The following is a 24,368-nucleotide window of genomic DNA, read 5'->3' as shown; positions in this document are numbered from 1 at the left end:
GGCCCGAATGCGGCCCTACGACACCACGGAGAGCACCGTCACCACGGTCACCGTGGAGATCGCCGCCTGGAGGTTGCGGATCGCCTCGCCCACGCTCACGCCCGCCCAGTGCCCTTCGGCGATGTGGGCCATGCGCGGGGCGATCTGCTTCTTCGGCAGGCCGGGAAAGGCCTGGGGGTGCATGCCCGTGGCGTGCAGCAGGGCGACGAGGGAGCTGGTGCGGGCGTCCGGCTCGGCCCCGTGCAGCACGGCGGCGGCCAGCCGGGCGCGCAGCTCCCGCTCGACGGTCCCGTCGGCCTCCGGGTAGCGGCGCACGGGGAAGACGCCGAGTGCCCGGTGCTTCTCCTCGGTCACCAGGCCGCGGGCGCGGAGGCTCTCCACGACGTCCTGCGAGCCCTTGGCGTGGTCCCGGGTCAGCCAGTCGGTGACCTTGCGGCTGCTGGACGTCCCGTGGACCCAGCGCGTCAGCCGGTCGAGCCGTCCGTCCAGGAGCGGATCGCCCGTGGCGGACGGGTCGAAGACCTCGACGCGGCCGCCCTTCACCGTGACGCGGCCCGCCATGACCAGCTCCAGGAGCATCCCGGCCGCCACGCCCCAGCGCGCCGCGGTCTCCCCCTTAGCCGCGCCGGTGGTGTCGTCCAGCGACAGCAGCATGATCTCTTCGCCGAGTGAGACGGCCATGGTGCGACTCCCCGCATCGTTAGGTGTCGAACGGACAGACGCGCGAAGCCCGTCCGAGGTTGCTCAGGAGGCGAAACCGCTGCTCAGGAGGGTTCCGCGGCGGCGAAGGCGCCCCGGGCCAGCCGGTGCAGCAGGGCGGCGGTCACGGCGCGGCCGGGCAGGGTCTCGGGGCGGGCCAGGTGCGGGGTGGAGTTCAGGAGGCCGAAGACGGCGTGCACGGTGACGCGGGCCCGGTTCTCGGCCAGCGACGGGTAGAGGGCGCGGACGACGCCGACCCAGACCTCGACGTACTCGCGCTGGAGCCGGCGCACCCGCTTGCGGTCCGTGTCGCGCAGCCGGTCCAGCTCCCGGTCGTGGAGGGTGATCAGGGGGCGGTCGTCGAGGGCGAAGTCGATGTGGCCCTCGATGAGCGCGTCCAGGAGGGCCTCCGGGGAGCCGTCGCCCCGGGCGGCATCCTCCGACACCCGCATGCGGCCGCCCTCCAGCAGTCGTTCGCTGATGCCCACCAGGAGCTCGGCGAGCATCGCGTCCTTGCCGGGGAAATGGCGGTAGAGACCGGGACCGCTGATCCCGACGGCGGCGCCTATCTCGTCGACGCCGACGCCGTGGAAGCCGCGCTCGGCGAAGAGGCGGGCGGCCTCCCGGAGGATCTGCTCGCGGCGGGTGGGGGCCGCGACGCGGGAGGAGGCATGGGTGCTCATGAGGATTCATTCTAGACAGGGTCGTTAGCGCTCGTTAACCTGAGGGAGACGCGTTAACGATCACTAACAGCAGAGTCAGCACCGACAGCAGAGACAGCAGCGGTTGACTATCGCGGTACGGGCAAGGGGGCTCGACACGATGCAGCAGGCACCGGTCCTGGCGAGCGCGGCCGATCCCGCCTCGGAGGCCTGGCAGGCCAACGAGGCGGCTCATCGCGCGCTCTCCGACGAGCTGGCGGGACGCCTCGCCACGGCACGGCTGGGCGGGGGTGAGAAGGCGCGGGCCCGCCACGAGGCGCGCGGCAAGCTGCTCCCCCGGGACCGGGTGGACACCCTCCTCGACCCGGGTTCGCCGTTCCTGGAGCTGGCCCCGCTGGCCGCCGAGGGGCTGTACGGGGGCGCGGCCCCGGCCGCCGGCGTGATCGCCGGGATCGGGCGGGTCAGCGGCCGGGAGTGCGTGATCGTCGCCAACGACGCGACCGTCAAGGGCGGCACGTACTACCCGATGACCGTGAAGAAGCACCTGCGCGCCCAGGAAGTGGCGCTGGAGAACCGTCTCCCCTGCCTCTATCTGGTCGACTCGGGCGGCGCGTTCCTGCCGATGCAGGACGAGGTCTTCCCCGACCGGGACCACTTCGGCCGGATCTTCTACAACCAGGCCCGGATGTCGGGGGCCGGCATTCCGCAGATCGCGGCCGTGCTGGGCTCCTGCACGGCGGGCGGGGCGTACGTCCCGGCGATGAGCGACGAGGCCGTGATCGTCCGCGACCAGGGCACGATCTTCCTCGGCGGCCCGCCGCTGGTGAAGGCCGCCACCGGTGAGGTCGTCACGGCGGAGGAGCTGGGCGGCGGCGTGGTCCACTCCCGTACGTCGGGGGTCACCGACCATCTCGCGGAGGACGACGCGCACGCCCTGCGGATCGTCCGCAACATCGTCGCGACCCTCCCGGACCGCGCCCCGCTCCCCTGGTCGGTCGAGCCGGCCGAGGAGCCCGAGGTGGACCCGGCCGGGCTGTACGGCGCGGTCCCGGTGGACTCCCGGACTCCGTACGACGTACGCGAGGTCATCGCCCGGGTGGTGGACGGCTCGCGTTTCCAGGAGTTCAAGGCGGAGTACGGGCAGACGCTGATCACCGGCTTCGCCCGCATCCACGGCCACCCGGTCGGGATCGTCGCGAACAACGGGATCCTGTTCTCCGAGTCGGCCCAGAAGGGCGCGCACTTCATCGAGCTGTGCGACCAGCGGGGCATCCCGCTCGTCTTCCTCCAGAACATCTCCGGCTTCATGGTCGGCCGGGACTACGAGGCGGGCGGCATCGCCAAGCACGGCGCGAAGATGGTCACGGCCGTGGCCTGCACCCGCGTGCCGAAGCTGACGGTCGTGGTCGGCGGTTCGTACGGCGCGGGCAACTACTCCATGTGCGGCCGGGCCTACAGTCCCCGCTTCCTGTGGATGTGGCCGAACGCCAAGATCTCGGTGATGGGCGGCGAGCAGGCCGCCTCCGTGCTGGCCACCGTCAAGCGCGACCAGCTCGGCGACGACTGGAGCGCCGAGGACGAGGAGACGTTCAAGGCCCCGATCCGCGCCCAGTACGAGACCCAGGGCAGCGCCTACTACGCGACCGCCCGGCTCTGGGACGACGGTGTGATCGACCCCGTGGACACCCGGCAGGTCCTGGGCCTCGCGCTCACGGCCTGCGCCCATGCCCCGCTGCCCCAGAAGGACCCGGCCGGGCCCGGCTTCGGCGTCTTCCGGATGTGAGGAACAGATGACGATGTTCGACACCGTTCTGGTCGCCAACCGCGGCGAGATCGCGGTCCGGGTGATCCGGACCCTGCGGGAGCAGGGCGTGCGCTCGGTCGCGGTCTTCAGCGACGCGGACGCGGACGCCCGGCACGTACGGGAGGCGGACACGGCGGTCCGGATCGGCCCGCCGCCCGCGTCCGAGAGCTATCTGAACGTGCCCGCGCTCCTTCAGGCGGCCCGCCGCACCGGCGCGCAGGCCGTGCACCCCGGTTACGGCTTCCTGGCGGAGAACGCCGGCTTCGCGCAGGCGTGCGCGGACGCCGGGCTGGTCTTCATCGGCCCGCCCGCCTCCGCGATCTCCCTCATGGGCGACAAGATCCGGGCCAAGGAGACGGTCGCGGCGGCCGGCGTGCCAGTCGTCCCCGGCTCCTCCGGAAGCGGCCTGACCGACGCCCAACTGGAGGAAGCGGCACGGGAGATCGGCACCCCTGTGCTGCTGAAGCCGAGCGCGGGCGGCGGCGGCAAGGGCATGCGCCTGGTCCGCGACGCCTCGGTGCTGGCGGAGGAGATCGCGGCGGCCCGCCGTGAGGCACGGGCCTCCTTCGGCGACGACACCCTCCTGGTGGAGCGGTGGATCGACCGGCCGCGCCACATCGAGATCCAGGTGCTCGCCGACACCCACGGCAACGTGATCCACCTCGGTGAGCGCGAGTGCTCGCTCCAGCGCCGCCACCAGAAGATCATCGAGGAGGCCCCTTCGGTCTTCCTCGACGAGGAGACCCGGGCGGCGATGGGCGAGGCGGCCGTGCAGGCGGCGCGCTCCTGCGGGTACGCGGGCGCGGGGACGGTGGAGTTCATCGTCCCGGGCGACGACCCGTCCTCGTACTACTTCATGGAGATGAACACCCGCCTCCAGGTCGAGCACCCGGTCACCGAGCTGGTCACCGGCCTGGACCTGGTGGAGTGGCAGCTGCGGGTCGCGTCCGGCGAGCGACTGCCGTACGCGCAGGAGGACATCACCCTGACCGGCTGGGCGATCGAGGCCCGCGTCTGCGCCGAGGACCCCGCCCGGGGCTTCCTGCCCTCCGGCGGTACGGTGCTGGCGCTGCGCGAGCCGCAGGGCGGCGGGGTGCGGACGGACTCGGGGCTCAGCGAGGGCGTGCCGGTGGGCAGCCTGTACGACCCGATGCTGTCGAAGGTCATCGCGTACGGCCCCGACCGCGCGAGCGCGCTGCGCAAGCTGCGGGCGGCCCTCGCGGACACGGTGATCCTGGGCGTCCCGACCAACGCGGGCTTCCTGCGCCGTCTGCTGGCCCACCCGGACGTGGTCTCCGGCGACCTGGACACCGGGCTCGTGGAACGCGAGGCGGAGGGCCTGGTGCCGGACGGGGTGCCGGACGAGGTGTACGCGGCGGCGGCGGCGGTCCGGCGGGAGGCGCTGGAGCCCCGGCCGGACGCACGGGGCTGGACGGACCCGTTCTCGGTGCCGAACGGGTGGCGGACGGGGGGTGCCGGCGCCGCCGCTCTTCCCGCTGCGGGTGGCGGGCGGGGACCCGGTGACGTACGGCGCGCCGGCCTCCGCGACGGTCACGGCCGACCGGGTCACGGTCGAACTCGACGGCGTGGTGGGCCACTTCCACCGCTCCGGGGACTGGCTCGGCCGGGACGGCGACACCTGGCACGTCCAGGACCACGATCCGGTGGAGGCGTCCCTGAGCGGGGCGGGCCGGGGCGGGGCGGACACCCTGGCGGCCCCGATGCCGGGCACGGTCACGGTGGTGAAGGTCGCCGTCGGGGACGGGGTCGAGGCGGGGCAGAGCCTGCTCGTGGTGGAGGCGATGAAGATGGAGCACGTGATCTCCGCCCCGCACGCGGGGACCGTCACCGAGCTGGACGTCACGGCGGGCGCGACGGTCGCGATGGACCAGATCCTGGCGGTGGTGGTCCCCGTGGCGGCTGCTCCGGTCGAGGAGGGCTCATGACCGCGCGCACGCTCCCCATGGAGGTCCCGGCCCCGGGGCTGCCGGCCCGGGTCCGCATCCACGAAGTAGGCGCGCGGGACGGGCTCCAGAACGAGAAGGATGTCGTCCCGACGGAGGTGAAGGCGGAGTTCATCCGCCGGCTGGCCGTAGCCGGCCTGACCACCATCGAGGCGACGAGCTTCGTGCACCCGAAGTGGGTGCCCCAACTGGCGGACGCGGAAGCCCTGTTCCCTCTCCTCGGGGATATCGCGGACGTGGGTGACGTCTCCCTCCCGGTCCTCGTGCCGAACGAACGCGGACTGGACCGGGCGCTGGCGCTCGGGGCCCGGTCGATCGCGGTGTTCGGCTCGGCGACGGAGACGTTCGCCGAGCGCAACCTGAACCGGACCGTGGACGAGTCGCTGGCCATGTTCGAGCCGGTGGTGGCCCGCGCCAAGGCGGAGAAGGCGCGGGTGCGCGGCTATCTGTCGATGTGCTTCGGCGACCCGTGGGAAGGCGCGGTGCCCGTGGCACAGGTGGTCAGGGTCGCGAAGGCGCTGATGGACCTGGGCTGCGACGAGCTGTCGCTGGGCGACACGATCGGGGTGGCGACGCCGGGCCACGTAACGGCTCTGCTGACAGCGCTCAACGAGGCGCCCGTCCCCACGGAATCCATCGGCGTCCACTTCCACGACACGTACGGCCAGGCGCTGTCCAACACCCTGACGGCACTCCAGCACGGGGTGAGCACGGTCGACGCCTCGGCGGGCGGCCTGGGCGGCTGCCCGTACGCGAAGAGCGCCACGGGCAATCTCGCCACCGAGGACCTCGTGTGGATGCTCGACGGCCTCGGCATCGAAACGGGCGTGGACCTTGACGAGTTGACCGCCACCAGTGTCTGGCTCGCCGGACACCTGGGCCGACCGAGCCCATCCCGCACGGTCCGCGCCCTGACCCCTCCCTCTTCCCCCTCCCACAAGGAGTGAGCCCCACCATGTCCCTGGACCACCGGCTGACCGCCGAGCACGAGGAACTGCGCCGCACGGTCGAGGCGTTCGCGCACGACGTGGTCGCGCCGAAGATCGGCGACTTCTACGAGCGCCACGAGTTCCCGTACGAGATCGTGCGCGAGATGGGGCGCATGGGCCTGTTCGGGCTGCCGTTCCCGGAGGAGTACGGCGGCATGGGCGGCGACTACCTGGCGCTCGGGATCGCCCTGGAGGAGCTGGCCCGGGTCGACTCCTCGGTGGCGATCACCCTGGAGGCCGGGGTCTCGCTGGGTGCGATGCCGCTGCACCTGTTCGGCACGGAGGAGCAGAAGCGGCAGTGGCTGCCGAAGCTGTGCGCGGGCGAGGCGCTGGGCGCGTTCGGCCTGACCGAGCCGGACGGCGGCTCGGACGCGGGCGGCACGCGCACGACGGCCGTGCTGGACGAGGCGACGAACGAGTGGGTCATCAACGGCTCGAAGTGCTTCATCACCAACTCCGGTACGGACATCACCGAGTTGGTGACGGTGACGGCGGTGACCGGCCGCAAGGAGGACGGCCGCCCCCGGATCTCCGCGATCATCGTCCCCTCCGGCACCCCCGGCTTCACGGTCGCCGCCCCCTACTCCAAGGTCGGCTGGAACGCCTCGGACACCCGGGAGCTGTCCTTCGCCGACGTCCGCGTCCCGGCGGCGAACCTCCTGGGCGAGGAGGGCCGGGGCTACGCACAGTTCCTGCGCATCCTCGACGAGGGCCGGGTCGCGATCTCGGCGCTGGCCACGGGCCTGGCCCAGGGCTGCGTGGACGAGTCGGTGAAGTACGCCGCCGAGCGCCACGCGTTCGGCCGGCCGATCGGCGCGAACCAGGCGATCCAGTTCAAGATCGCCGACATGGAGATGCGCGCCCACATGGCCCGGGTGGGCTGGCGCGACGCGGCCTCGCGGCTGGTGGCGGGCGAACCGTTCAAGAAGGAGGCGGCGATCGCGAAGCTGTACTCCTCGACGGTCGCGGTGGACAACGCCCGGGAGGCGACGCAGATCCACGGCGGCTACGGCTTCATGAACGAGTATCCGGTGGCGCGGATGTGGCGCGACTCGAAGATCCTGGAGATCGGCGAGGGGACGAGCGAGGTGCAGCGGATGCTGATCGCGAGGGAGTTGGGGCTGCCGGGCTGATCGGCCGCCCGATGGCCTGACTGCCGCCCCGGCTGCCGCGAACGTGACCACGGCAGCCGGGGCGGCTGTGTCAGGGTCGGCATTCGGGACGAGGAGGGCTCCGTCGCCTCCCAGCTCTCTCATGCGTCGACCTCGGCGTGGCCGACGCATCGGCGGGGTTCTCCCTGCGCGGGCCGCCCGTCATCGTGTTCGCCGGCTCGACCAGCCCCAGCACCCGCGACCGGATGCCGCGCGGCGAGGCGGCACACACTAACGGGAGCGGGCCCTCGAACTCGGCGTACCGCAATCCGCCGTGGCGCAGGGCTTCATGATCGGGCAGCCCGTCCCTGACGAGGTCGCGGAGGCCTACGAACGGCTGGTCGGGGCCGGGTTCACGAGTCGACCGATCCCGCCGCCTCCTCGATGAGGTCGGTGACCGGGCCGGGCTGTGAGGCGAGGGAGGCGTGACCGGCATCCAGCTCGATCGTCCTGCGCGGCCGCATGCGGGTCGCCATGCGACGCTCGTTGTCGGGGTGGATCATGCGGTCGGCGGCGGAGACCTGGTACCACGAGGGCTTGGACCGCCAGGCCGGGGCGGTGACGTTGTCGCCGAACGTCGAGGCCAGCGGCGCCTTCTGCGTCACCGCCATGACCAGGGCCTCCTCCTCGGGCAGGTCCTGGGCGAAGCTCTCGTGGAACTTGTCCTGCTTGACCCACAGGTAGCCGTCGGAGTCCGGGGCGAGGTTCTCGAACGCCGCGGGGGGCTTCTCCTGGCTGATCTGTCCGGGGCTCTCGCCGGCGTCCGGGGCGAAGGCGGCGATGTAGACGAGGCCGGTCACGTTGGGCAGGTCGCCGGCCTCCGTGATGACCGCGCCGCCGTAGGAGTGGCCGACCAGGACCACCGGTCCGTCGATCTGCCGGACCATTTTGCGTGTGCGCTCGGCGTCCTCGGCCAGGGAGGTCAGCGGGTTCTCCACCGCGTGCAAGGAGCCGAAGCCGCGGCGGTGCAGTTCGGTGATGACCTTGGCCCAGTGGGCGGCGCCGCCCCAGAAGCCGTGGACCAGGACGATCGCGGGTTTGTCAGCCATCGGGCGGTGCCTTTCGAGGGGGTGACGTGGCGGAAGCCGTTCCTGCCCAGCAGACGCCCGTCCGCCCGTCCCCGCATGCCGGAGCCGTCATTCAGGTGGCCGCTCGGGGCCCGGCCACGGTGAAGGCCCGGCCACGGTGAAGGCCCGGTCATGAGCCCGGTCACGGTGCAGGGCCCGGGCCCGAGCCGATCACGGTGCAGGGCCGGGCCCGAGCCGGTCACGGTAAGGCCCGGTCATGAGCCCGTCAGGCCGCCTCAGCGCCAGGCGTGGCGGATCTTCAGCCGTCCGTAGCCCAGCGCCCCCGAGAAGCGGATGCGCGGCGCGCCGGGGCGGGTCGGCTGCCGGGGCCTGTAGCGCAGGTCCTTCCAGCCGGTCGTCAGGCCCTCGACCTCGACGATCGCGTCGCGCGGCACGGTGATGCTCGCACTGCCGGTGCCGAGGCTCAGCTCGATGTCGACGACCGGGTAGTCGATGACCGCCCGGGACAGGTCCAGCCGCACCCGCCCGAAGGCGGACTCGACCTTGAGGACGCGGGGGACCCGCCAGGCGCCCCGCCGCTTGATCCGTCCGCCGGCGGCGGCGATCGTCGCCGTGGTGCCCGGATCCTCCGCCGGGAGGGAGTCCAGGGCCGCCGTGAGCTCTCCGTGCGTCGTGGCGGCCAGCACCCGGTCGAGGCGCTCGTCCATCTCCTCGTGCGCGATGTGGCCGTCGGCGTACGCCTCCCGCACGCGCCGTACGGCGCTGTCGCGGTCGTCCTCGCTCACGCGCGAAGCGGCTTCTCCCTGGGGTGAGTTCACCGCTTCACTTTAGTGCGGCCCCGGCGCAGCGGACATGGTGAAGACCCGCGCCCTCAGGAGGCCGACACCTCGGCGTCCTTGCGGGCGTCGTAGTCGGTGCGCGCCTTGGCGATCTCCTGCTGGTGGCTCTCGGTCCAGTCGACCAGGGACCTGATCGTCGTGTGCAGCGTCCCGCCCAACTCCGTCAACTCGTACTCCACACGGGGCGGGACGACGGGGTAGACCGTGCGCCGCACCAGGCCGTCGCGCTCGAGCTGGCGCAGGGTCACCGTCAGCATGCGCTGGCTGATGCCCTCGATCAGCCGTCGCAGCTCTGAGAAGCGCAGCGTGCGGCGTTCCAGGTGGGCGATGGCGAGGAGCGACCACTTGTCCGCGACGCGGTCGAGGATCTGCCGCACCTCGCATCCCTCGCGGACGTCCCACTGGCTGATGTCGTAGTCCTGACCGGCCCCGGTATCCGCGCAGTTACTCGGTGACTTCGAAGTGCCTTCTTCCATACCTCCCCACGGTGCCGCAAGCTTCGGGTGGTTACAAGAGGGAACCGACCGGCAATTCGGTAACTCACGTCCGACACGGGCCGCTTGACCCCGCCGTGTGCCAACCCTGTTTCCTTCCCGCGCTGTTGCGGCACCTAGCCATGCCCCTTTCGTCCGCACTCAAGGAGAAGTCCCATGTCCTCATCACCGCCCCTTCCGAGATCGACCAGTGACCGCATGACCGGCCGCGCCCGGGCCGTTCTGCTCGTCCTGTGCGGCGCGATCTTCCTGGAGGGCATCGATGTGGCCATGCTCAACGTGGCCCTGCCCGCGATCCGCGAGGACCTGGACCTGTCCACCGGCACGCTCCAGTGGGTGATGAGCGCGTACGTCCTCGGCTACGGCGGCTTCATGCTGCTGGGCGGACGGGCGGCCGACCTGTTCGGCCGCCGCCGGATGTTCGTCCTCTGGCTCATGGTGTTCCTGCTCTTCTCCGGTCTGGGCGGACTGGCCACCGAGGGCTGGATGCTGGTCACGGCCCGCTTCGTGACGGGGATCGCCGCGGCCTTCATGACCCCGGCCGGCCTGTCGATCATCACCACCGGCTTCCCGGAGGGGCCGCAGCGCGACAAGGCCCTGCTGATCTACGCGGGCACCGCCGCCGGGGGCTTCTCGATCGGCCTGGTCGTCGGCGGGCTGCTCTCCGCCATCGACTGGCGCTGGGTGTTCTTCGCCCCGGTCGTCCTCTCGTTCGGCATCCTTCTCGCCGCGCTCGTCCTCGTCCCCGCCTCGCCCCGCCCGGAGCGCGCCGGGCAGGGCGTCGACCTGGGCGGAGCGGTCACCGTCACCGCGGGGATCCTGCTGCTCGTCTTCGGCGTCGAGCGGGCCACGCACGTCCCGGCTGTCTGGACCGTCGGCACGATCGGCGCGGCCCTGCTCCTCTTCCTCGCGTTCGTCCTGATCGAGCGCGCCTCGTCCTCACCGCTGGTGCGCCTGGGCCTCTTCCGCAGCGGGGCGCTGGTCCGCGCCAATGTGTCGGGACTGCTCTTCGCCGCCGGGTTCTTCGGCTTCCAGTTCATCGCCGTGCTCTACCTCCAGGAACTGCGCGGCTGGTCGTCCCTGCAGACCAGCTTCGCGCTGCTCGTGATCGGCGTGGACGCGGTCCTTTCGCCGCTCCTCACCCCGAGGCTGGTGGGCCGGTTCGGCAACGCCCGGGTCATCTTCGGCGGGCTGCTCGTCGCGTCGCTGTCGTACGCGCTGTTCCTGCCGATCGCCGCGGACTGGACGTACGCGGCGATGTTCCCGGGGCTGCTCCTCCTGGGCGTGGCCTTCTCCCTGGTCTACGGGCCCCTCACCATCGTGGCCACCGGCGGCATCGCCGAGGAGGAGCAGGGGGTGGCCGGCGGGCTGCTCTACACCTCCTTCCAGTTCGGGGCCGCGCTGGGGCTGTCGGCGGTGGCCGCCGTCAACATCGGCACCACGGACGGCACGTCGTCCGCCGCCCTCCTCGACGGGTACCGGGCGGCCCTGGTCGTCCCGCTGGCCGCCGCCCTGACCGCCGCCGCCGTCAGCGCGTTCGGCCTCCGCGCCCGGCGGGCGGCGGCGGCGGGCGGGCCCTCGTCCGGCGACGGCGGTCGGGGCGGCGCGGCCTCGCCCGGCGGGAACGACGCCGTGGACGGCGTCGAGCGGCCCGCCGCGATCGGCGCCTGAACGCGTCGGCGAGGGGAAGGTCATCGGGCGGCAGGACCTGATGGGTCGGGGATTCGGGGTGCGACGGCAGGCGGAGACCGGATCGTGGCTCGGGCTCCCGTACCAGGGGCAGGGCTTCGGTACGGAGATGCGCGCCGCCGCCCTCCACCTCGCGTTCGCCGGGCTCGGCGCGTGGTACGCCGTCTCCGCCGCCATGACCGACAACCCCCGTTCGCTCGCGGTCTCGCGGCGGCTCGGATACCGGGACGACGGCCTGGAGACGGATGTCGTGCGCGGGGCTCCCGTCACCCTGCGGCGGCTGCGTCTGGGCCGGGCCCGGTGGGAGGCGCACCGGAGCGTGGACGTGACCGTGGAGGGACTCGACGCCTGCCGGGCGGAGTTCGGGGTCCGAGGCGGCCCTTCCCGGTTCAGTCGTACAACCCTTCGCCTCCGGCACGGGTCTTCGCTGTGTCGTCGGCAGTCGTGTTCCGATCACGGACACGGCCCTGAACCGCAGGAGCAGCAGCCCTTCATGATCCAGTCCTCTCTCCTCCCCCGCGCCCGCGCCTCCCGTGGACGCCTCCCCCGCTTCCGCGCGGCGTCGGTCGCCGCGGGCGTCGTGCTCGCCGCCTGCCCGGCCCCGCTGCTGCTGGCCGCTCCGGCGTCGGCCGCCGCCGCCAAGCACTACGACGACTTCAACGGGGACGGCTATCCCGACCTGGCCGTGCCGTACGCGTACAGCGGCATGGATGACGGTACGGTCTCCTTCTCCGGCGGCGCGGTGCTCGTCACCTTCGGCGGGCCGAAGGGGCTGACCACGAAGACGCAACTCGTCCACCAGGACTCGCCGGGGGTTCCCGGGGCCGGGGAGGACAACGACCAGTTCGGCGGGGCGCTGGCCGGTGCGGACCTGGACCGGGACGGGTACGCGGACCTCGTCGTGGGCAATCCGAGCGAGGAATCCGGGAAGACCCCCGTCGGCTCGGTCACCGTCGTCTGGGGCTCGGCCAAGGGACTCAAGGGCGGAACAGCCCTGCCCCGCAAGGGCGGTGGGGCCTTCGGCGCGTTCGGCAGGGACATCGCGACCGGTGACTTCAACGGCGACGGCCGGCCGGACATCGCGACCCTCAACGCCGGTGACGTCCTGCTGTACCGCGGCGGGTTCACCAAGTCCGGCGGCCTCGGGAAGGTCAGCGCGTACGACCGGGAGGGGCAGGGCTGGTACGCCGACAGCCTGGCGGCCGGGAAGGTCACCGGTGACGGGAAGACCGACCTGGTCGCCGTCGGGGTCCGGGGTGCCGGAAGCACGTTCCGGACCGAGGCGTGGTTCCTGAAGGGCGCCGCCGCCGGTCTCGCCCCCGGTCCGGCCAAGGTCATCGACAGCAAGCAGCATGAACGGCTCGACGCGGTCATCGGCGACTTCGACCGGAACGGTTACGGGGACATCGCCGTCGGCAATCCGTACGCGAGCGGCGGCCGGGGTTCGGTCACCCTCTGGTACGGGGCTTCGGCCGGGCCGGGGTCGCGGAGCCTCTCCTTCAGCCAGTCGACGGCCGGGGTCACGGGGGCCTCGGAGGCGGACGACGCGTTCGGCACGTCGCTGGCGGCGGGGGACGCCGACGGGGACGGGTACGCGGACCTCGCGGTCGGCGTACCGGGCGAGACGGTCGGGAAGAAGAGCGCTTCCGGCGCGGCGTATCTGTTCCGAGGCGGTTCGGGCGGGCTCAAGGGGTCGCGTTCCGCCGTGTTCGACAAGACGCTGCCGGGGGTGGCCGGGGGCACGGTGGCCCAGGACTACTTCGGTTACGACCTGCGGCTGCGGGATCTCGACCGGAACGGGCGCGCCGATCTGGCGGTCTCGGTGCCGGGCGAGAACACGGTGCGGATCCTGCCCGGGGCGAAGGGCGGGGTGACGGGCGCCGGTTCGGTCGTGCTGCGGGAGACCGGGGCGGATCTGCCGGAGTAGAAGCGGGCGTCGGCCACCCCTCCATCAAGCAAGGCTAGGCTAACCTTCCTCTGGATCGCCCCAGCCGGAAGCCGGGCCTGTCCGTCCGCCGCTCCGGCCCGTCCCGGAGGAGCCCCGTTGACGTCGACGATTGCCACCGCCCCCGAAGTCGCCCCGTTCCGGCTCTTCGAGCTGATCGTTCTGCGGACCAGGCGGCTGGGCCCGTCCATCCTCCGGATCACGCTGGGCGGGCCGGGAGCCGACGGCTTCAGCGGCGGGGGCCGCGACCAGAGCCTGTCGGTCCTGCTGCCCCGCCCGGGGATGAGCGAGGCGGTGGTCCCGGCGGGCCGGAGCGGGGTGCGGCACGCGGAAGGGCGGGCGCTGCTCGAGGACGGACGGGCGGTGACGCGTTCGTATGCCGTACGGGCCCAGCGGCTGCGGGCGGACGGCTCCACCGAGGTCGACCTCGACTTCGTGCTGCACGACGGCGGCGGCCCCGGCTGCCGTTGGGCGCTGGCGGCCGCCCCCGGCGACCGGCTCGCGGTGCTGGGCCCCGTCGAGGCGGACAACGCGGCCGTACGCTTCCGGCCGCCGGCCGACACCGACTGGGTGCTGATCCGGGCCGACGAGACCGCCCTGCCCGCCGCGGCCGCCGCCCTGGAGTGGCTGCCCGCGGGGCTGCCGGCCCGAGTCTGGCTGGAGGTCCCGCGCACGGAGGACCGCCAGGCGTTGAACACCGCGGCGAAGGCCCGGATCAGCTGGCTCGTCCGGAACGAGGGGGCCACCTGCGGTGTGGAGACCGTGCGCGCCGCCGAGTTGCCCGGGGGCACGCCGTACGCGTGGATCGCGGGCGAGGCGTCCGGGGTGCGGGCGCTGCGCCATCACCTCGTCCATGAGCGGGGCTTCGACGGTGAGCGGGTGACGTCCACCGCGTACTGGCGGCGCGGACTCCCCGAGGAGCAGCTGCGGAGGGCGGAAGCGGAAGCGGAACCACGATGACCGTGAGGTGACGGCCACCACCGGGGGCAGCCCGTTCAAGGTTCACCCGTTCCGGTGGTCGTCCCGGAACGCCGCCCGACGACACCGGGCCGCCCGTGATCGCCCCGGAGCCCACCCACCGCACATGCCCTGCCTCGCGGGCGCCGTGGGGCCGGGGCCGTCAAGCTCGGCGTGGCTGTGACGGTGACACGCAGCGATATGCGTAACTCTGAGTCATGGAACGCGAGAAGCGCGAGCCAGGCGAAGTGTTGTCCACTGGAGGCGAAAGAGTGTCACGTCAGCGTCTGAGGCTGGGAGTTCTGGCCCTTGCGGCACTGGTCCTGTCAGGTCCCGCGGTTGCCCCGACCGCGGCGGTAACCTCCCGGCCGGTCACAGCGAGCATCCACGGGCAGGCCGTCCTGGCGGGCCCGTCGGCCGACGAGGACCCGGGCTTCCTCAAAAGGCGGCAGAAGGCTCAGGCCGCGGGGCTCATCGACGCCGACGGCAGGGTTCCGGGACGTCAGAGCGAGGGAAGCCGCGCATGGCCACACGATGACACGGGATACCGCATCCAGCCCCGGGACCTGGAGTTCCTCGGGCTGAATCAGCAGCAGGTCAGGTGGTGGCGCCACTTCGAGGCGCCGTTGGGTACGACCCCCCACCAGTTCAAGCGCATGTCGGCTTCCCTGTTCAGGGTCCTGTGCTCCTCCTGCGAGCGCCCCCAGGACTATGACGTACGCCTCCAGGGATCATGGGCGTTCTTCTTCTCGGGCCGCCACAAGGACTTCCCGGCCGAACGGGACCTGGCAGGGCAGCCGGTGGCGTCGGCGAGGTTCCAGGAGTGGATGGGCTCCACACCTCCCGCCGAGCGGCCGGCGCGCCGCCCGTTCGACGCGTTGCACAAACTGGGGATGCTCGACGAGAACGGGAAGCAGTTCGGACCCAGCGACGGGGACTTCCACATCTCGTCCGACATCATGGTGGCCGAGGCCCGGGCGAAGTGGGATGAGCTGAAGAGCGCGGGAAAGCTCAGCGATCAGGACATCCGCACGGGATTCGTTCATCAGAAGTACAGCTTCATCAACCGGACGGCGGTTCGGGAGGCCTTCCCGGAGCTCGAGAAGTGGTCGACCGCATGGGAGGAGCGGCTGGGCCGACCCATCGCGCCGTCGCTGTTCCCCAGCTCCGGGCCCCCCGACAAGTCCCAGGTGGGCACCGGGGTCTCCACCCACTTCCGGACCTCCGACTGGGTGGTGACGAAGCCAGCGAAGCACTGACCGATCGGCCTCCGTCCCGGTCGCCCGGGACGCGGTCCACGCCCCGGACCTGAACGCCTTACCCACGCCAACGGCCGCCGCCGCTCCCCCTCCGAAGGGAGCGGCGGCGGCCGTTCGCGCGAGGTCGGCCGCGGAGAACAAGCCGCCCCGGACGACCGCCCGCACCGACGAGCTCCGTCGCTCCACGCCGAGCTTCCCTCAAGGGCGTGCGTTACCAGCGAAGACGGTCACTACCCGGCCTTGGGGACAGGGGGGAGGGAAAGCGGACAAGCGGTGCACCCGAGGGGGTGAGGAGAACGGCCGCTTATGACTTAGGTTAGGCTCCCCTTACTTTGGTATCGCGCCCTCGTCCCCCCTTCCTGCCCGGAGGGCCGCGATGAAGTTCCCCTCACCCGGGAGGACCCCTCCATGCGTTCGCAGCTGCTCAACAACACGACCGCGGAGCACTATCGGCACACCGTCTCCGCAGGAGTGGAACGGGTCGCGGCCACGCTCGCCGCCACCGAGCGCCCCTTCAGCGGGATCGGTGTCGACGAGCTCTCCCCCGTCATCGACGCGATCGACCTCGACCGGCCGCTCGGCGACGCGGCTGCCGCCCTCGACGAGCTCGGCGAGGTCTACCTCCGCGACGCCGTCTACTTCCACCACCCCCGCTATCTGGGCCACCTCAACTGCCCGGTCGTCATACCCGCCCTGCTCGGCGAGGCCGTGCTCTCCGCGATCAACTCCTCCCTGGACACCTGGGACCAGAGCGCGGGCGGCACCCTCATCGAGCGCCGGCTGATCGACTGGACCACCGAGCGGATCGGGCTCGGTCCGGCCGCCGACGGCATCTTCACCAGCGGCGGTACGCAGTCCAATTTCCAGGCCCTGCTGCTGGCCCGGGAGGAGGCGAAGGTCCGACCGGAGCACTTCACCCGACTGCGGATCCTCACCTCCGAGTGCAGCCACTTCAGCGTGCAGAAGTCCGCCAAGCTGCTCGGCCTCGGGCCGGACGCCGTCATCTCCGTCCCTGTGGACGGCGACAAGCGGATGCGGACCGTGGCCCTCGCCCGCGCCCTGGAGCGTTGCGCCGCCGAGGGAACCGTCCCGATGGCCGTCGTCGCCACCGCCGGCACCACGGACTTCGGCTCCATCGACCCGCTGCCCGAGATCTCCGCGCTCTGCGAGCAGTTCGCCGTCTGGATGCACGTGGACGCCGCGTACGGCTGCGGGCTGCTCGCCTCCCGTGCGCGGGGCGGGCTGCTGAGAGGCATCGCACGCGCCGACTCGGTCACCGTGGACTACCACAAGTCCTTCTTCCAGCCGGTGAGTTCATCGGCGGTACTGGTCCGCGACCGGGCGACCCTGCGGCACGCGACGTACCACGCGGAGTATCTGAACCCGCGCCGGATGGCCGAGGAGCGGATACCCAACCAGGTCGACAAGTCGCTCCAGACGACCCGCAGGTTCGACGCTCTCAAGCTCTGGATGACCCTGCGCGTCATGGGCGCGGACGGCATCGGCGAACTGTTCGACGAGGTCTGTGACCTGGCCGCCGAGGGGTGGCAGCTGCTCGCCGCCGACCCGCGCTTCGACGTGGTCGTCGAGCCGCAGCTCTCCACGCTCGTCTTCCGCTACATCCCGCCCGCTGTCGCCTCCCCCGACGAGGTCGACCGCGCCAACCTCCACGCCCGTAAAGCACTGTTCGCCTCCGGGGAGGCCATCGTCGCGGGCACCAAGGTGGGCGAGCGCCAGTACCTGAAGTTCACCCTGCTCAACCCCGAGACGACCGTGCACGACATCGCCGCGGTCCTCGATCTGATCGCCGGCCACGCCGAGAAGTACCTGGGAGACTCCCTTGACCGCGCTTCCTGAACCCCACGACTTCATCGGGATCGGGCTCGGCCCGTTCAATCTCGGACTGGCCTGCCTGACCGAGCCGATCGACGAGCTGAACGGCGTCTTCCTGGAGTCCAAACCGGACTTCGAGTGGCACGCCGGGATGTTCCTCGAAGGGGCCCATCTCCAGACGCCGTTCATGTCGGACCTGGTCACGATGGCCGATCCGACCTCGCCGTACTCGTTCCTGAACTACCTCAAGGAGCGCGGCCGGCTCTACTCCTTCTACATCCGGGAGAACTTCTACCCGCTGCGGACCGAGTACAACGACTACTGCCGCTGGGCCGCCGGGAAGCTGAGCAGCATCCGGTTCGACGAGACGGTCGAGACCGTGACGTACGACGAGGGCTCCGGGCTCTACACGGTGCGCACCGCCTCCGGCGAGCTGTTCCGTTCCCGGCACCTGGTCCTCGGCACCGGCACCCCGCCGCACATACCGGACGCCTGCCAGGGGCTCGGCGGGGACTTCCTGCACAACTCCCGTTATCTGGCGGGGAAAGCCGACCTCCAGAAGAAGAAGTCGATCACCCTGGTCGGCAGCGGGCAGAGCGCGGCGGAGATCTACTACGACCTGCTCTCCGAGATCGACACGTACGGCTACCGGCTCAACTGGGTCACCCGCTCCCCGCGGTTCTTCCCGCTGGAGTACACCAAGCTGACGCTGGAGATGACCTCCCCGGAGTACATCGACTACTTCCACGCGCTGCCCGAGGAGACCCGCTACCGGCTGGAGACCGGTCAGAAGGGGCTGTTCAAGGGCATCGACGGGGAGTTGATCGACGCGATCTTCGACCTGCTCTACCAGAAGAACATCGCCGGCCCCGCCCCGACCAGGCTGCTGACCAACTCGGCCCTTCTCAGCGCGCGTTACGACGCGGAGGGCGGGGCGTACAGCCTGGGACTGCGCCAGGAGGAGCAGGGCAAGGACTACGAGCTCACCACCGAGGGCCTGATCCTCGCCACCGGCTACCGGTACGAGGCGCCCGCCTTCCTCGCGCCCGTCACCGGGCGGCTGCGCCACGACAGCCGGGGCCGCTTCGACGTGGCCCGCAACTACAGCATCGACACCACCGGGCGTGGGGTCTTCCTCCAGAACGCCTCGGTGCACACCCACTCGATCACCTCGCCCGACCTCGGCATGGGCGCCTACCGCAACGCGTACATCATCGGCGAGCTGCTCGGCCGCGAGGTCTACCCGGTCGAGAAGTCCATCGCCTTCCAGGAGTTCGCCGTATGAACCGCCCCGGCAACCGACGCCCCGACACACTCGGCGCCTTCGCCGTCCGCCCGCTGGACCCCGCCGCCGACGCCGCACTGGTGCACGGCTGGGTGACCCACCCCAAGGCCGCGTTCTGGCTGATGGGCGACGCCGAACTCGCGGACGTGGAGCGGGAGTACCGGTCCATAGCCGCCCACCCGCACCATGACGCGTTCATCGGGCTGCACGACGGCGAACCCGCCTTCCTGATCGAGCGCTACGACCCCACCGAGGTCGAGCTGAAAGGGCTGTACGAGGCGGAGCCCGGCGACATCGGGATGCACTTCCTGGTCGCCCCCACCGACACCCCGGTGCACGGCTTCACCCGGGCCGTGATCACGACCGTGATGGCTTTCCTGTTCGCCGACCCGTCGGTGCGCCGCGTCGTCGTCGAGCCCGACGTCACCAACAGCGCCGTGCAGGCCCTCAACAAGGCCGTCGGCTTCGAGGTGCTCCGGGAGATCGCCAAGCCGGAGAAGGACGCCCTGCTCAGCGCCTGCACCCGTGCGCAGTTCGAAGCAGCAACCGGAGGTAACGACCGATGACGACCGCCCTCACCGACAGCGTCGCCCACCTCTCGCCGGCGCGCTGGGCCACCGCAAACCGACTGCTGGTGCGCAAAGCACTGGCGGAATTCAGCCATGAACGGCTGCTGGCCCCCACGCCGCTCGGCGACGGCCGCTACACCGTACGTAGCGACGACGCCTCCACCGAGTACCGTTTCACCGCGCGCCTCTTCGCCCTGGACCACTGGCAGATCGACGCCGAGAGCATCACCCGGCACCGGCATGGCTCCGAACTCCCGCTGGACACACTGGAGTTCCTCATAGAGCTGCGGAACACCCTCGGCATCTCCGCGGAGGTCCTGCCGGTCTACCTGGAGGAGGTCTCCTCCACCCTGGCCGGAACCGCCTACAAACTCACCAAGGAACCGGTGACCTCCGGCCAGCTCGTCGCCGCCGGCTTCCAGGCCATCGAGACCGGGATGACCGAGGGCCACCCGTGCTTCGTCGCCAACAACGGGCGGCTCGGCTTCGGCGTGGACGAGTACCGGGCGTACGCCCCCGAGACGGCCTCGGAGATCCGGCTCGTCTGGCTGGCCGCCCACCGGGACCGGGCCACCTTCACCGCGGGCGCCGGCATCGACTACGAGGCGCTGGTCAAGGATGAGCTGAGCGAGACGACCCGGGAGCGGTTCGACGGCACGCTGCGCGGGCTCGGCCTCGACCCGGGCGACTACTTCCTGCTGCCCGTCCACCCCTGGCAGTGGTGGAACAAGCTCGCGGTCAGCTTCGCCGGAGAACTGGCGGCACGGCATCTGGTGGTGCTCGGCGAGGGCGAGGACGGCTATCTCGCCCAGCAGTCGATCCGCACGTTCTTCAACACCGACCACCCCGAGAAGCACTACGTCAAAACGGCGCTGTCGGTCCTGAACATGGGCTTCATGCGCGGTCTGTCCGCCGCGTACATGGAGGCCACTCCCGCGATCAACGACTGGCTGGCCGGTCTGATCGAACGCGACGACCTGCTGCGCGGCATCGGGTTCTCGATCATCCGGGAGCGGGCCGCGATCGGCTACCACCACCGGTCCTACGAGGCGGCCACCGTCAAGGGCTCTCCGTACCGGAAGATGCTGGCCGCCCTGTGGCGCGAGAGCCCCGTGCCGGGCCTCCGGTCCGGCGAGCGGGTCGCGACGATGGCCTCAATGCTCCACACCGACCACGAGGGCGGCTCGGTGGCCGGGGCGCTGATCGCCGAGTCGGGCCTGGAGCCGCGGGTGTGGCTGCGGCGCTACCTGGACGCCTATCTGGTGCCGGTGCTGCACAGCTTCTACGCCTACGACCTCGTCTACATGCCGCACGGCGAGAACGTGATCCTGGTCGTGGAGGACGGTGTCGTCACCCGCACGATCTTCAAGGACATCGCCGAGGAGATCGCGGTGATGGACCCGGACGCGGTGCTGCCGCCGCAGGTCGAGCGGATCCGGGTCGAGGTCCCCGAGGACATGAAGGCGCTGTCGGTCCTCACCGACGTCTTCGACTGCTTCTTCCGCTTCCTGGGCGCGGGTCTGGACACCGAGGGCGTCCTGGACGAGGACACCTTCTGGCGGACGGTCGCCGCCTGTGTGCGCGACTACCAGGCATCGGCGCCGTACCTCGCGGAGAAGTTCCGGAGTTACGACCTGTTCGAGAAGGAGTTCGCACTCTCCTGCCTCAACCGCCTCCAGCTGCGCGACAACCAGCAGATGGTCGACCTCAACGACCCCGCCGGGGCGCTCCAGTTGGTGGGTCACCTGAAGAACCCGATCGCCGGGTTCTGAGCCCGGCCGCCGGATCGCGGCGGCCTCCCGACCGGTGCGCGCCCGGGGACGGTCCCCCGGGCGCGCACCTTCCCCGGCGCGGCCCGGAGGGGGGCTGGCAGAATCACGGGCATGGCGGAGATCATCCAGCGGGACGGAACGTGGACGTTCGACGGGGACACCGTGCGCGTCGTGCCGGGGGGAAAGGCGCACCCGGTCCGGCAGGAGCTGGGTGAGACAGCCGTACCCGTGCAGGCGGTGGCGGGCATCTCGTTCGAACCGGACCGCAAGGGCGGGCGGCTGCGGTTGCGGCTGCGCGGCGGTGCCTGCCCGGTGCTGCGGGCCGCCGACGGCCGCCTCAAGGACGGTGCCGACCCCTACGTGCTGACCGTGGAGAAGGACCGCACGGGGGTCGCGGAGTACTTCGTCGACGAGGTCCGCAACGCGCTGCTGATCGAGCAGGTGCCGGACGGCCCCGTGGACCGCTTCCTGCTGCCGGGACCCGCGCTGCCCGTCTCCGGCGGGGGCGGCGACGGCACGGCGTCCTTCGACGGCGAGAGCGTCCGGCTGACCTGGAACTGGAAGGCCGAGGAGTCCAAGATCGCGGCGGGCCCGTCCACCCTCCCGCTGTCACGGATCGCGGGCGTGCGGTGGATGCCGTCGATCGGCCTGGAGAACGGCTATCTGCGCTTCGAGCCGGTCGAGGGGACCGTCTCGGCCCCGCCGAAGTACGACACGTACGCCCTGGACCTGTGGGGGATGTCCAAGAAGGAGCACACGGCGGTCCTGGTCGCGGCGGCGGTGCTCGCGCGGCTGCCCAGGGCCCGTGCGGTGCCGGCCGCCCCGGAGGCGGCCCCGGCCCTGGCCGAGGCAGCCGGGCCGGCCCCCGTCGCCCCGCCCGCGGGCGACCACGACACGCTGCTGCGGCGGCTGCGGGAGCTGGGCGAGCTGCACCGGGCCGGGGTGCTCACCGACGAGGAGTTCAGCGCCGCGAAGCAGGCCGTTCTGCGCAGCATGTGACGCGATCAGGCAGCTTTTCCCGCCTCTCCTGCCCGTTATCGGGCAGATTTCTTGCATAAGCACGTCCCGGCAAGCAATATCGACGGGTGCTTGAACGCCGCTCGTCCCATGACGACCTCATCGATCACCTCGTACGCTCCACCGCGCTCCAGCGCGGCGAGGCGGCCCGGGTGGTCCTCGACGTGCTGGCGTACTTCGACGAGAGCACCGACGACTTCGTCCGGCGCCGCCACCGCGAACTGCAGTCCGGCGGCCTGGTCAACGCGGAGATCTTCGAGCGGATCGCGGCCGAGCTGCCGCACCGCGCCGTGGCGCCGCCGGAGCTCTCGCTCCGACAGCTGCGCCGCATCGTCTACGGCTGACCGGCCGCGGCCGGCAACCGGGCGCCCGTGCGGGGCGCCGAACAGAAATGCGTGTACGTCGATGGAGGGGCAGAGAACTCATGTGCGGGATCGTCGGATACATCGGTAGGCGTGACGTCGCTCCGCTGCTGCTGGAAGGCCTGCAGCGGCTGGAGTACCGGGGCTACGACTCCGCGGGCATCGTCATCACCGGCAAGGCGGCGGCGGGCAAGCCGGGCACGCTGAAGATGGTCAAGGCCAAGGGCCGGGTCCGCGAGCTGGAGGCCAAGGTCCCCAAGCGCTTCGCCGGCACCACCGGCATCGCCCACACCCGCTGGGCCACCCACGGCGCGCCGAGCGACGAGAACGCCCACCCGCACATGGACGCGGAGAACAAGGTCGCCGTCGTCCACAACGGGATCATCGACAACGCCTCCGAGCTGCGCGCCAAGCTCACCGCCGACGGCATCGTCTTCCTCTCCGAGACCGACACCGAGGTGCTGGTCCACCTGATCGCCCGCGCCCAGGCCGAGACCCTGGAGGAGAAGGTCCGCGAGGCGCTGCGCCACGTCGAGGGCACCTACGGCATCGCCGTGCTGCACGCCGACTTCAACGACCGCATCGTGGTCGCCCGCAACGGATCCCCGGTCGTCCTCGGCATCGGCGAGAAGGAGATGTTCGTCGCCTCCGACGTCGCCGCGCTGGTCGCCCACACCCGCCAGGTCGTCACGCTGGACGACGGCGAGATGGCCACCCTGAAGGCCGACGACTTCCGTACGTACACCACGGAGGGCTCGACCACGACGGCCACGCCGACCACCGTGGAGTGGGAGGCCGAGTCGTACGACATGGGCGGCCACGACACGTACATGCACAAGGAGATCTCGGAGCAGGCCGACGCCGTGGACCGCGTCCTGCGCGGCCGGATCGACGACCGGTTCTCCACCGTGCACCTGGGCGGGCTCAACCTGGACGCCCGCGAGGCGCGCGGGGTGCGCCGGATCAAGATCCTCGGCTGCGGCACCTCGTACCACGCGGGCCAGATCGGCGCCCAGCTGATCGAGGAGCTGGCCCGCATCCCCGCCGACGCCGAGCCGGCCTCCGAGTTCCGCTACCGCAACCCGGTCGTGGACCCCGACACCCTGTACGTCGCGGTCTCCCAGTCGGGCGAGACGTACGACGTGCTGGCGGCCGTCCAGGAGCTGAAGCGCAAGGGCGCCCGGGTCCTCGGCGTGGTCAACGTGGTGGGCTCCGCCATCGCCCGTGAGGCCGACGGCGGTACGTACGTCCACGCGGGGCCGGAGGTCTGCGTCGTCTCCACCAAGTGCTTCACCAACACCGTGGTCGCCTTCGCGCTGCTCGCCCTGCACCTGGGCCGGATCCGTGACCTCTCGGTCGCGGACGGCAAGCGGATCATCGACGGGCTGCGGCGGCTGCCGGACCAGATCAGCGAGATCCTGGCGGGCGAGGACGAGATCAAGCGGCTCGCGGCGGAGTACGCGGACGCCAAGTCGATGATGTTCATCGGCCGGGTGCGCGGCTATCCGGTGGCCCGCGAGGCCTCCCTGAAGCTGAAGGAGGTCTCGTACATCCACGCCGAGGCCTACCCGGCCTCCGAGCTGAAGCACGGCCCGCTCGCGCTGATCGAGCCCGCGATGCCGACCGTGGCGATCGTGCCGGACGACGACCTGCTGGAGAAGAACCGCGCCGCGATGGAGGAGATCAAGGCCCGCAGCGGCCGCATCCTCGCCGTCGCCCACCAGGTGCAGGAGAAGGCCGACCACACCATCGTCGTGCCGAAGAACGAGAACGAGCTGGACCCGATCCTCATGGGCATCCCGCTCCAGCTGTTCGCGTATCACACGGCCCTCGCGATGGGTCGCGACATCGACAAGCCGCGCAACCTGGCGAAGTCCGTGACGGTCGAGTAGACGGCGGCGCACAGACCTTGGGCCCCGTACCGTCGTGAAGGCGGTGCGGGGTCCAACGCGTGCCGTCACAGGGCCTTCTGGCGGTCCCCAGGAGGCGCGGGGCGGCCCTTCGGGGACCCTCGGATCCCCTCGGGGTCTCTGGGAGTCCCTCGGGGTCC

20 protein-coding genes and 1 pseudogene are annotated in these 24,368 nt (G+C 71.4%); 16 read left to right on the top strand and 5 right to left on the bottom strand.

Annotated features, from left to right (window positions below):
- Positions 1-15: 15 nt before the first annotated feature.
- Together AC3CH1_RS24180 and AC3CH1_RS24175 are read right to left on the bottom strand one after the other, a co-directional pair.
- The gene (locus tag AC3CH1_RS24180; RefSeq protein ID WP_488464841.1) at positions 16-681 is read right to left on the bottom strand and encodes a GOLPH3/VPS74 family protein; all 666 of its coding nucleotides are present in this window, start codon (positions 679-681) and stop codon (positions 16-18) included.
- A gap of 83 nt (positions 682-764) precedes the next feature.
- Positions 765-1,382, bottom strand: a complete 618-nt coding sequence (locus AC3CH1_RS24175) for an SACE_7040 family transcriptional regulator (RefSeq protein WP_488464840.1) — start codon at positions 1,380-1,382, stop codon at positions 765-767.
- A gap of 139 nt (positions 1,383-1,521) precedes the next feature.
- Between AC3CH1_RS24175 and AC3CH1_RS24170 the strand changes: the two genes are divergently transcribed.
- The 5 genes and pseudogenes from AC3CH1_RS24170 (at position 1,522) to AC3CH1_RS24150 (ending at position 7,251) form a co-directional block, all read left to right on the top strand.
- Complete coding sequence (locus tag AC3CH1_RS24170; RefSeq protein WP_488464839.1) at positions 1,522-3,144, top strand: carboxyl transferase domain-containing protein; 1,623 nt, start codon at positions 1,522-1,524, stop codon at positions 3,142-3,144.
- A pseudogene (locus tag AC3CH1_RS24165) lies at positions 3,086-4,657 on the top strand (acetyl-CoA carboxylase biotin carboxylase subunit); the annotation flags it as partial. The gene AC3CH1_RS24170 and the pseudogene AC3CH1_RS24165, both read left to right, overlap by 59 nt.
- 229 nt (positions 4,658-4,886) lie before the next feature.
- The gene (locus tag AC3CH1_RS24160; protein WP_488466726.1) at positions 4,887-5,111 is read left to right on the top strand and encodes a biotin/lipoyl-containing protein; all 225 of its coding nucleotides are present in this window, start codon (positions 4,887-4,889) and stop codon (positions 5,109-5,111) included.
- Positions 5,108-6,076 carry a hydroxymethylglutaryl-CoA lyase gene (locus tag AC3CH1_RS24155; RefSeq protein ID WP_488466725.1) on the top strand — a complete coding sequence of 323 codons (969 nt, stop codon included), beginning with the start codon at positions 5,108-5,110 and terminating at the stop codon, positions 6,074-6,076. Before AC3CH1_RS24160 ends, AC3CH1_RS24155 begins: the two co-directional genes overlap by 4 nt.
- An 8-nt stretch (positions 6,077-6,084) precedes the next feature.
- A complete protein-coding gene (locus AC3CH1_RS24150) occupies positions 6,085-7,251 on the top strand; it encodes an acyl-CoA dehydrogenase family protein (protein ID WP_398604006.1) in 1,167 nt (388 codons plus the stop codon).
- Between the two features lie 371 nt (positions 7,252-7,622).
- Here the strand turns inward: AC3CH1_RS24150 and AC3CH1_RS24145 are convergent, their stop codons facing one another.
- From AC3CH1_RS24145 to AC3CH1_RS24135, 3 genes are all read right to left on the bottom strand, one after another.
- Positions 7,623-8,318 (bottom strand): alpha/beta hydrolase, encoded by a 696-nt coding sequence (locus tag AC3CH1_RS24145; RefSeq protein WP_488464838.1) that lies wholly within the window; start codon positions 8,316-8,318, stop codon positions 7,623-7,625.
- A 254-nt stretch (positions 8,319-8,572) separates the two neighbouring features.
- Positions 8,573-9,082: a DUF1707 SHOCT-like domain-containing protein gene (locus AC3CH1_RS24140; RefSeq protein ID WP_488464837.1), complete on the bottom strand. Its 510-nt coding sequence runs from the start codon at positions 9,080-9,082 to the stop codon at positions 8,573-8,575.
- Positions 9,083-9,168: 86 nt separating this feature from the next.
- A complete protein-coding gene (locus AC3CH1_RS24135) occupies positions 9,169-9,612 on the bottom strand; it encodes a winged helix-turn-helix transcriptional regulator (protein WP_488464836.1) in 444 nt (147 codons plus the stop codon).
- A gap of 216 nt (positions 9,613-9,828) precedes the next feature.
- Between AC3CH1_RS24135 and AC3CH1_RS24130 the strand changes: the two genes are divergently transcribed.
- The 11 genes from AC3CH1_RS24130 (at position 9,829) to glmS (ending at position 24,210) form a co-directional block, all read left to right on the top strand.
- Positions 9,829-11,301, top strand: a complete 1,473-nt coding sequence (locus AC3CH1_RS24130) for an MFS transporter (protein ID WP_488464835.1) — start codon at positions 9,829-9,831, stop codon at positions 11,299-11,301.
- 22 nt (positions 11,302-11,323) lie between these two features.
- Positions 11,324-13,246, top strand: coding sequence for a GNAT family N-acetyltransferase (locus AC3CH1_RS24125; protein ID WP_488466724.1), 1,923 nt, complete (start codon positions 11,324-11,326; stop codon positions 13,244-13,246).
- Between the two features lie 117 nt (positions 13,247-13,363).
- Positions 13,364-14,224 (top strand): siderophore-interacting protein, encoded by an 861-nt coding sequence (locus AC3CH1_RS24120; protein WP_488464834.1) that lies wholly within the window; start codon positions 13,364-13,366, stop codon positions 14,222-14,224.
- Between the two features lie 215 nt (positions 14,225-14,439).
- Positions 14,440-15,480, top strand: a complete 1,041-nt coding sequence (locus AC3CH1_RS24115) for a hypothetical protein (protein WP_488464833.1) — start codon at positions 14,440-14,442, stop codon at positions 15,478-15,480.
- Between the two features lie 408 nt (positions 15,481-15,888).
- Positions 15,889-17,337 carry a pyridoxal phosphate-dependent decarboxylase family protein gene (locus AC3CH1_RS24110; RefSeq protein WP_488464832.1) on the top strand — a complete coding sequence of 483 codons (1,449 nt, stop codon included), beginning with the start codon at positions 15,889-15,891 and terminating at the stop codon, positions 17,335-17,337.
- On the top strand, positions 17,321-18,598 hold the full coding sequence (locus AC3CH1_RS24105; protein ID WP_488464831.1) for a lysine N(6)-hydroxylase/L-ornithine N(5)-oxygenase family protein: 1,278 nt from the start codon (positions 17,321-17,323) through the stop codon (positions 18,596-18,598). The genes AC3CH1_RS24110 and AC3CH1_RS24105 overlap by 17 nt, the downstream gene beginning before the upstream one ends.
- A complete protein-coding gene (locus AC3CH1_RS24100; protein WP_488464830.1) occupies positions 18,595-19,164 on the top strand; it encodes a GNAT family N-acetyltransferase in 570 nt (189 codons plus the stop codon). The genes AC3CH1_RS24105 and AC3CH1_RS24100 overlap by 4 nt, the downstream gene beginning before the upstream one ends.
- Entirely contained in the window at positions 19,161-20,939 is a 1,779-nt protein-coding gene (locus AC3CH1_RS24095) for an IucA/IucC family protein (RefSeq protein WP_488464829.1), read from the top strand. Before AC3CH1_RS24100 ends, AC3CH1_RS24095 begins: the two co-directional genes overlap by 4 nt.
- A gap of 111 nt (positions 20,940-21,050) precedes the next feature.
- Positions 21,051-21,938, top strand: a complete 888-nt coding sequence (locus AC3CH1_RS24090) for a DUF4429 domain-containing protein (RefSeq protein ID WP_488464828.1) — start codon at positions 21,051-21,053, stop codon at positions 21,936-21,938.
- Between the two features lie 86 nt (positions 21,939-22,024).
- A complete protein-coding gene (locus tag AC3CH1_RS24085; RefSeq protein ID WP_488464827.1) occupies positions 22,025-22,300 on the top strand; it encodes a hypothetical protein in 276 nt (91 codons plus the stop codon).
- 80 nt (positions 22,301-22,380) lie between these two features.
- Entirely contained in the window at positions 22,381-24,210 is a 1,830-nt protein-coding gene (glmS, locus tag AC3CH1_RS24080) for a glutamine--fructose-6-phosphate transaminase (isomerizing) (RefSeq protein ID WP_488464826.1), read from the top strand.
- Positions 24,211-24,368: the final 158 nt, after the last annotated feature.

Source organism: Streptomyces sp. MGP-P1 (assembly GCF_057766565.1).
Note: the sequence above shows the minus strand (reverse complement) of the source record. Positions and strands in the feature narration are given on the sequence as shown.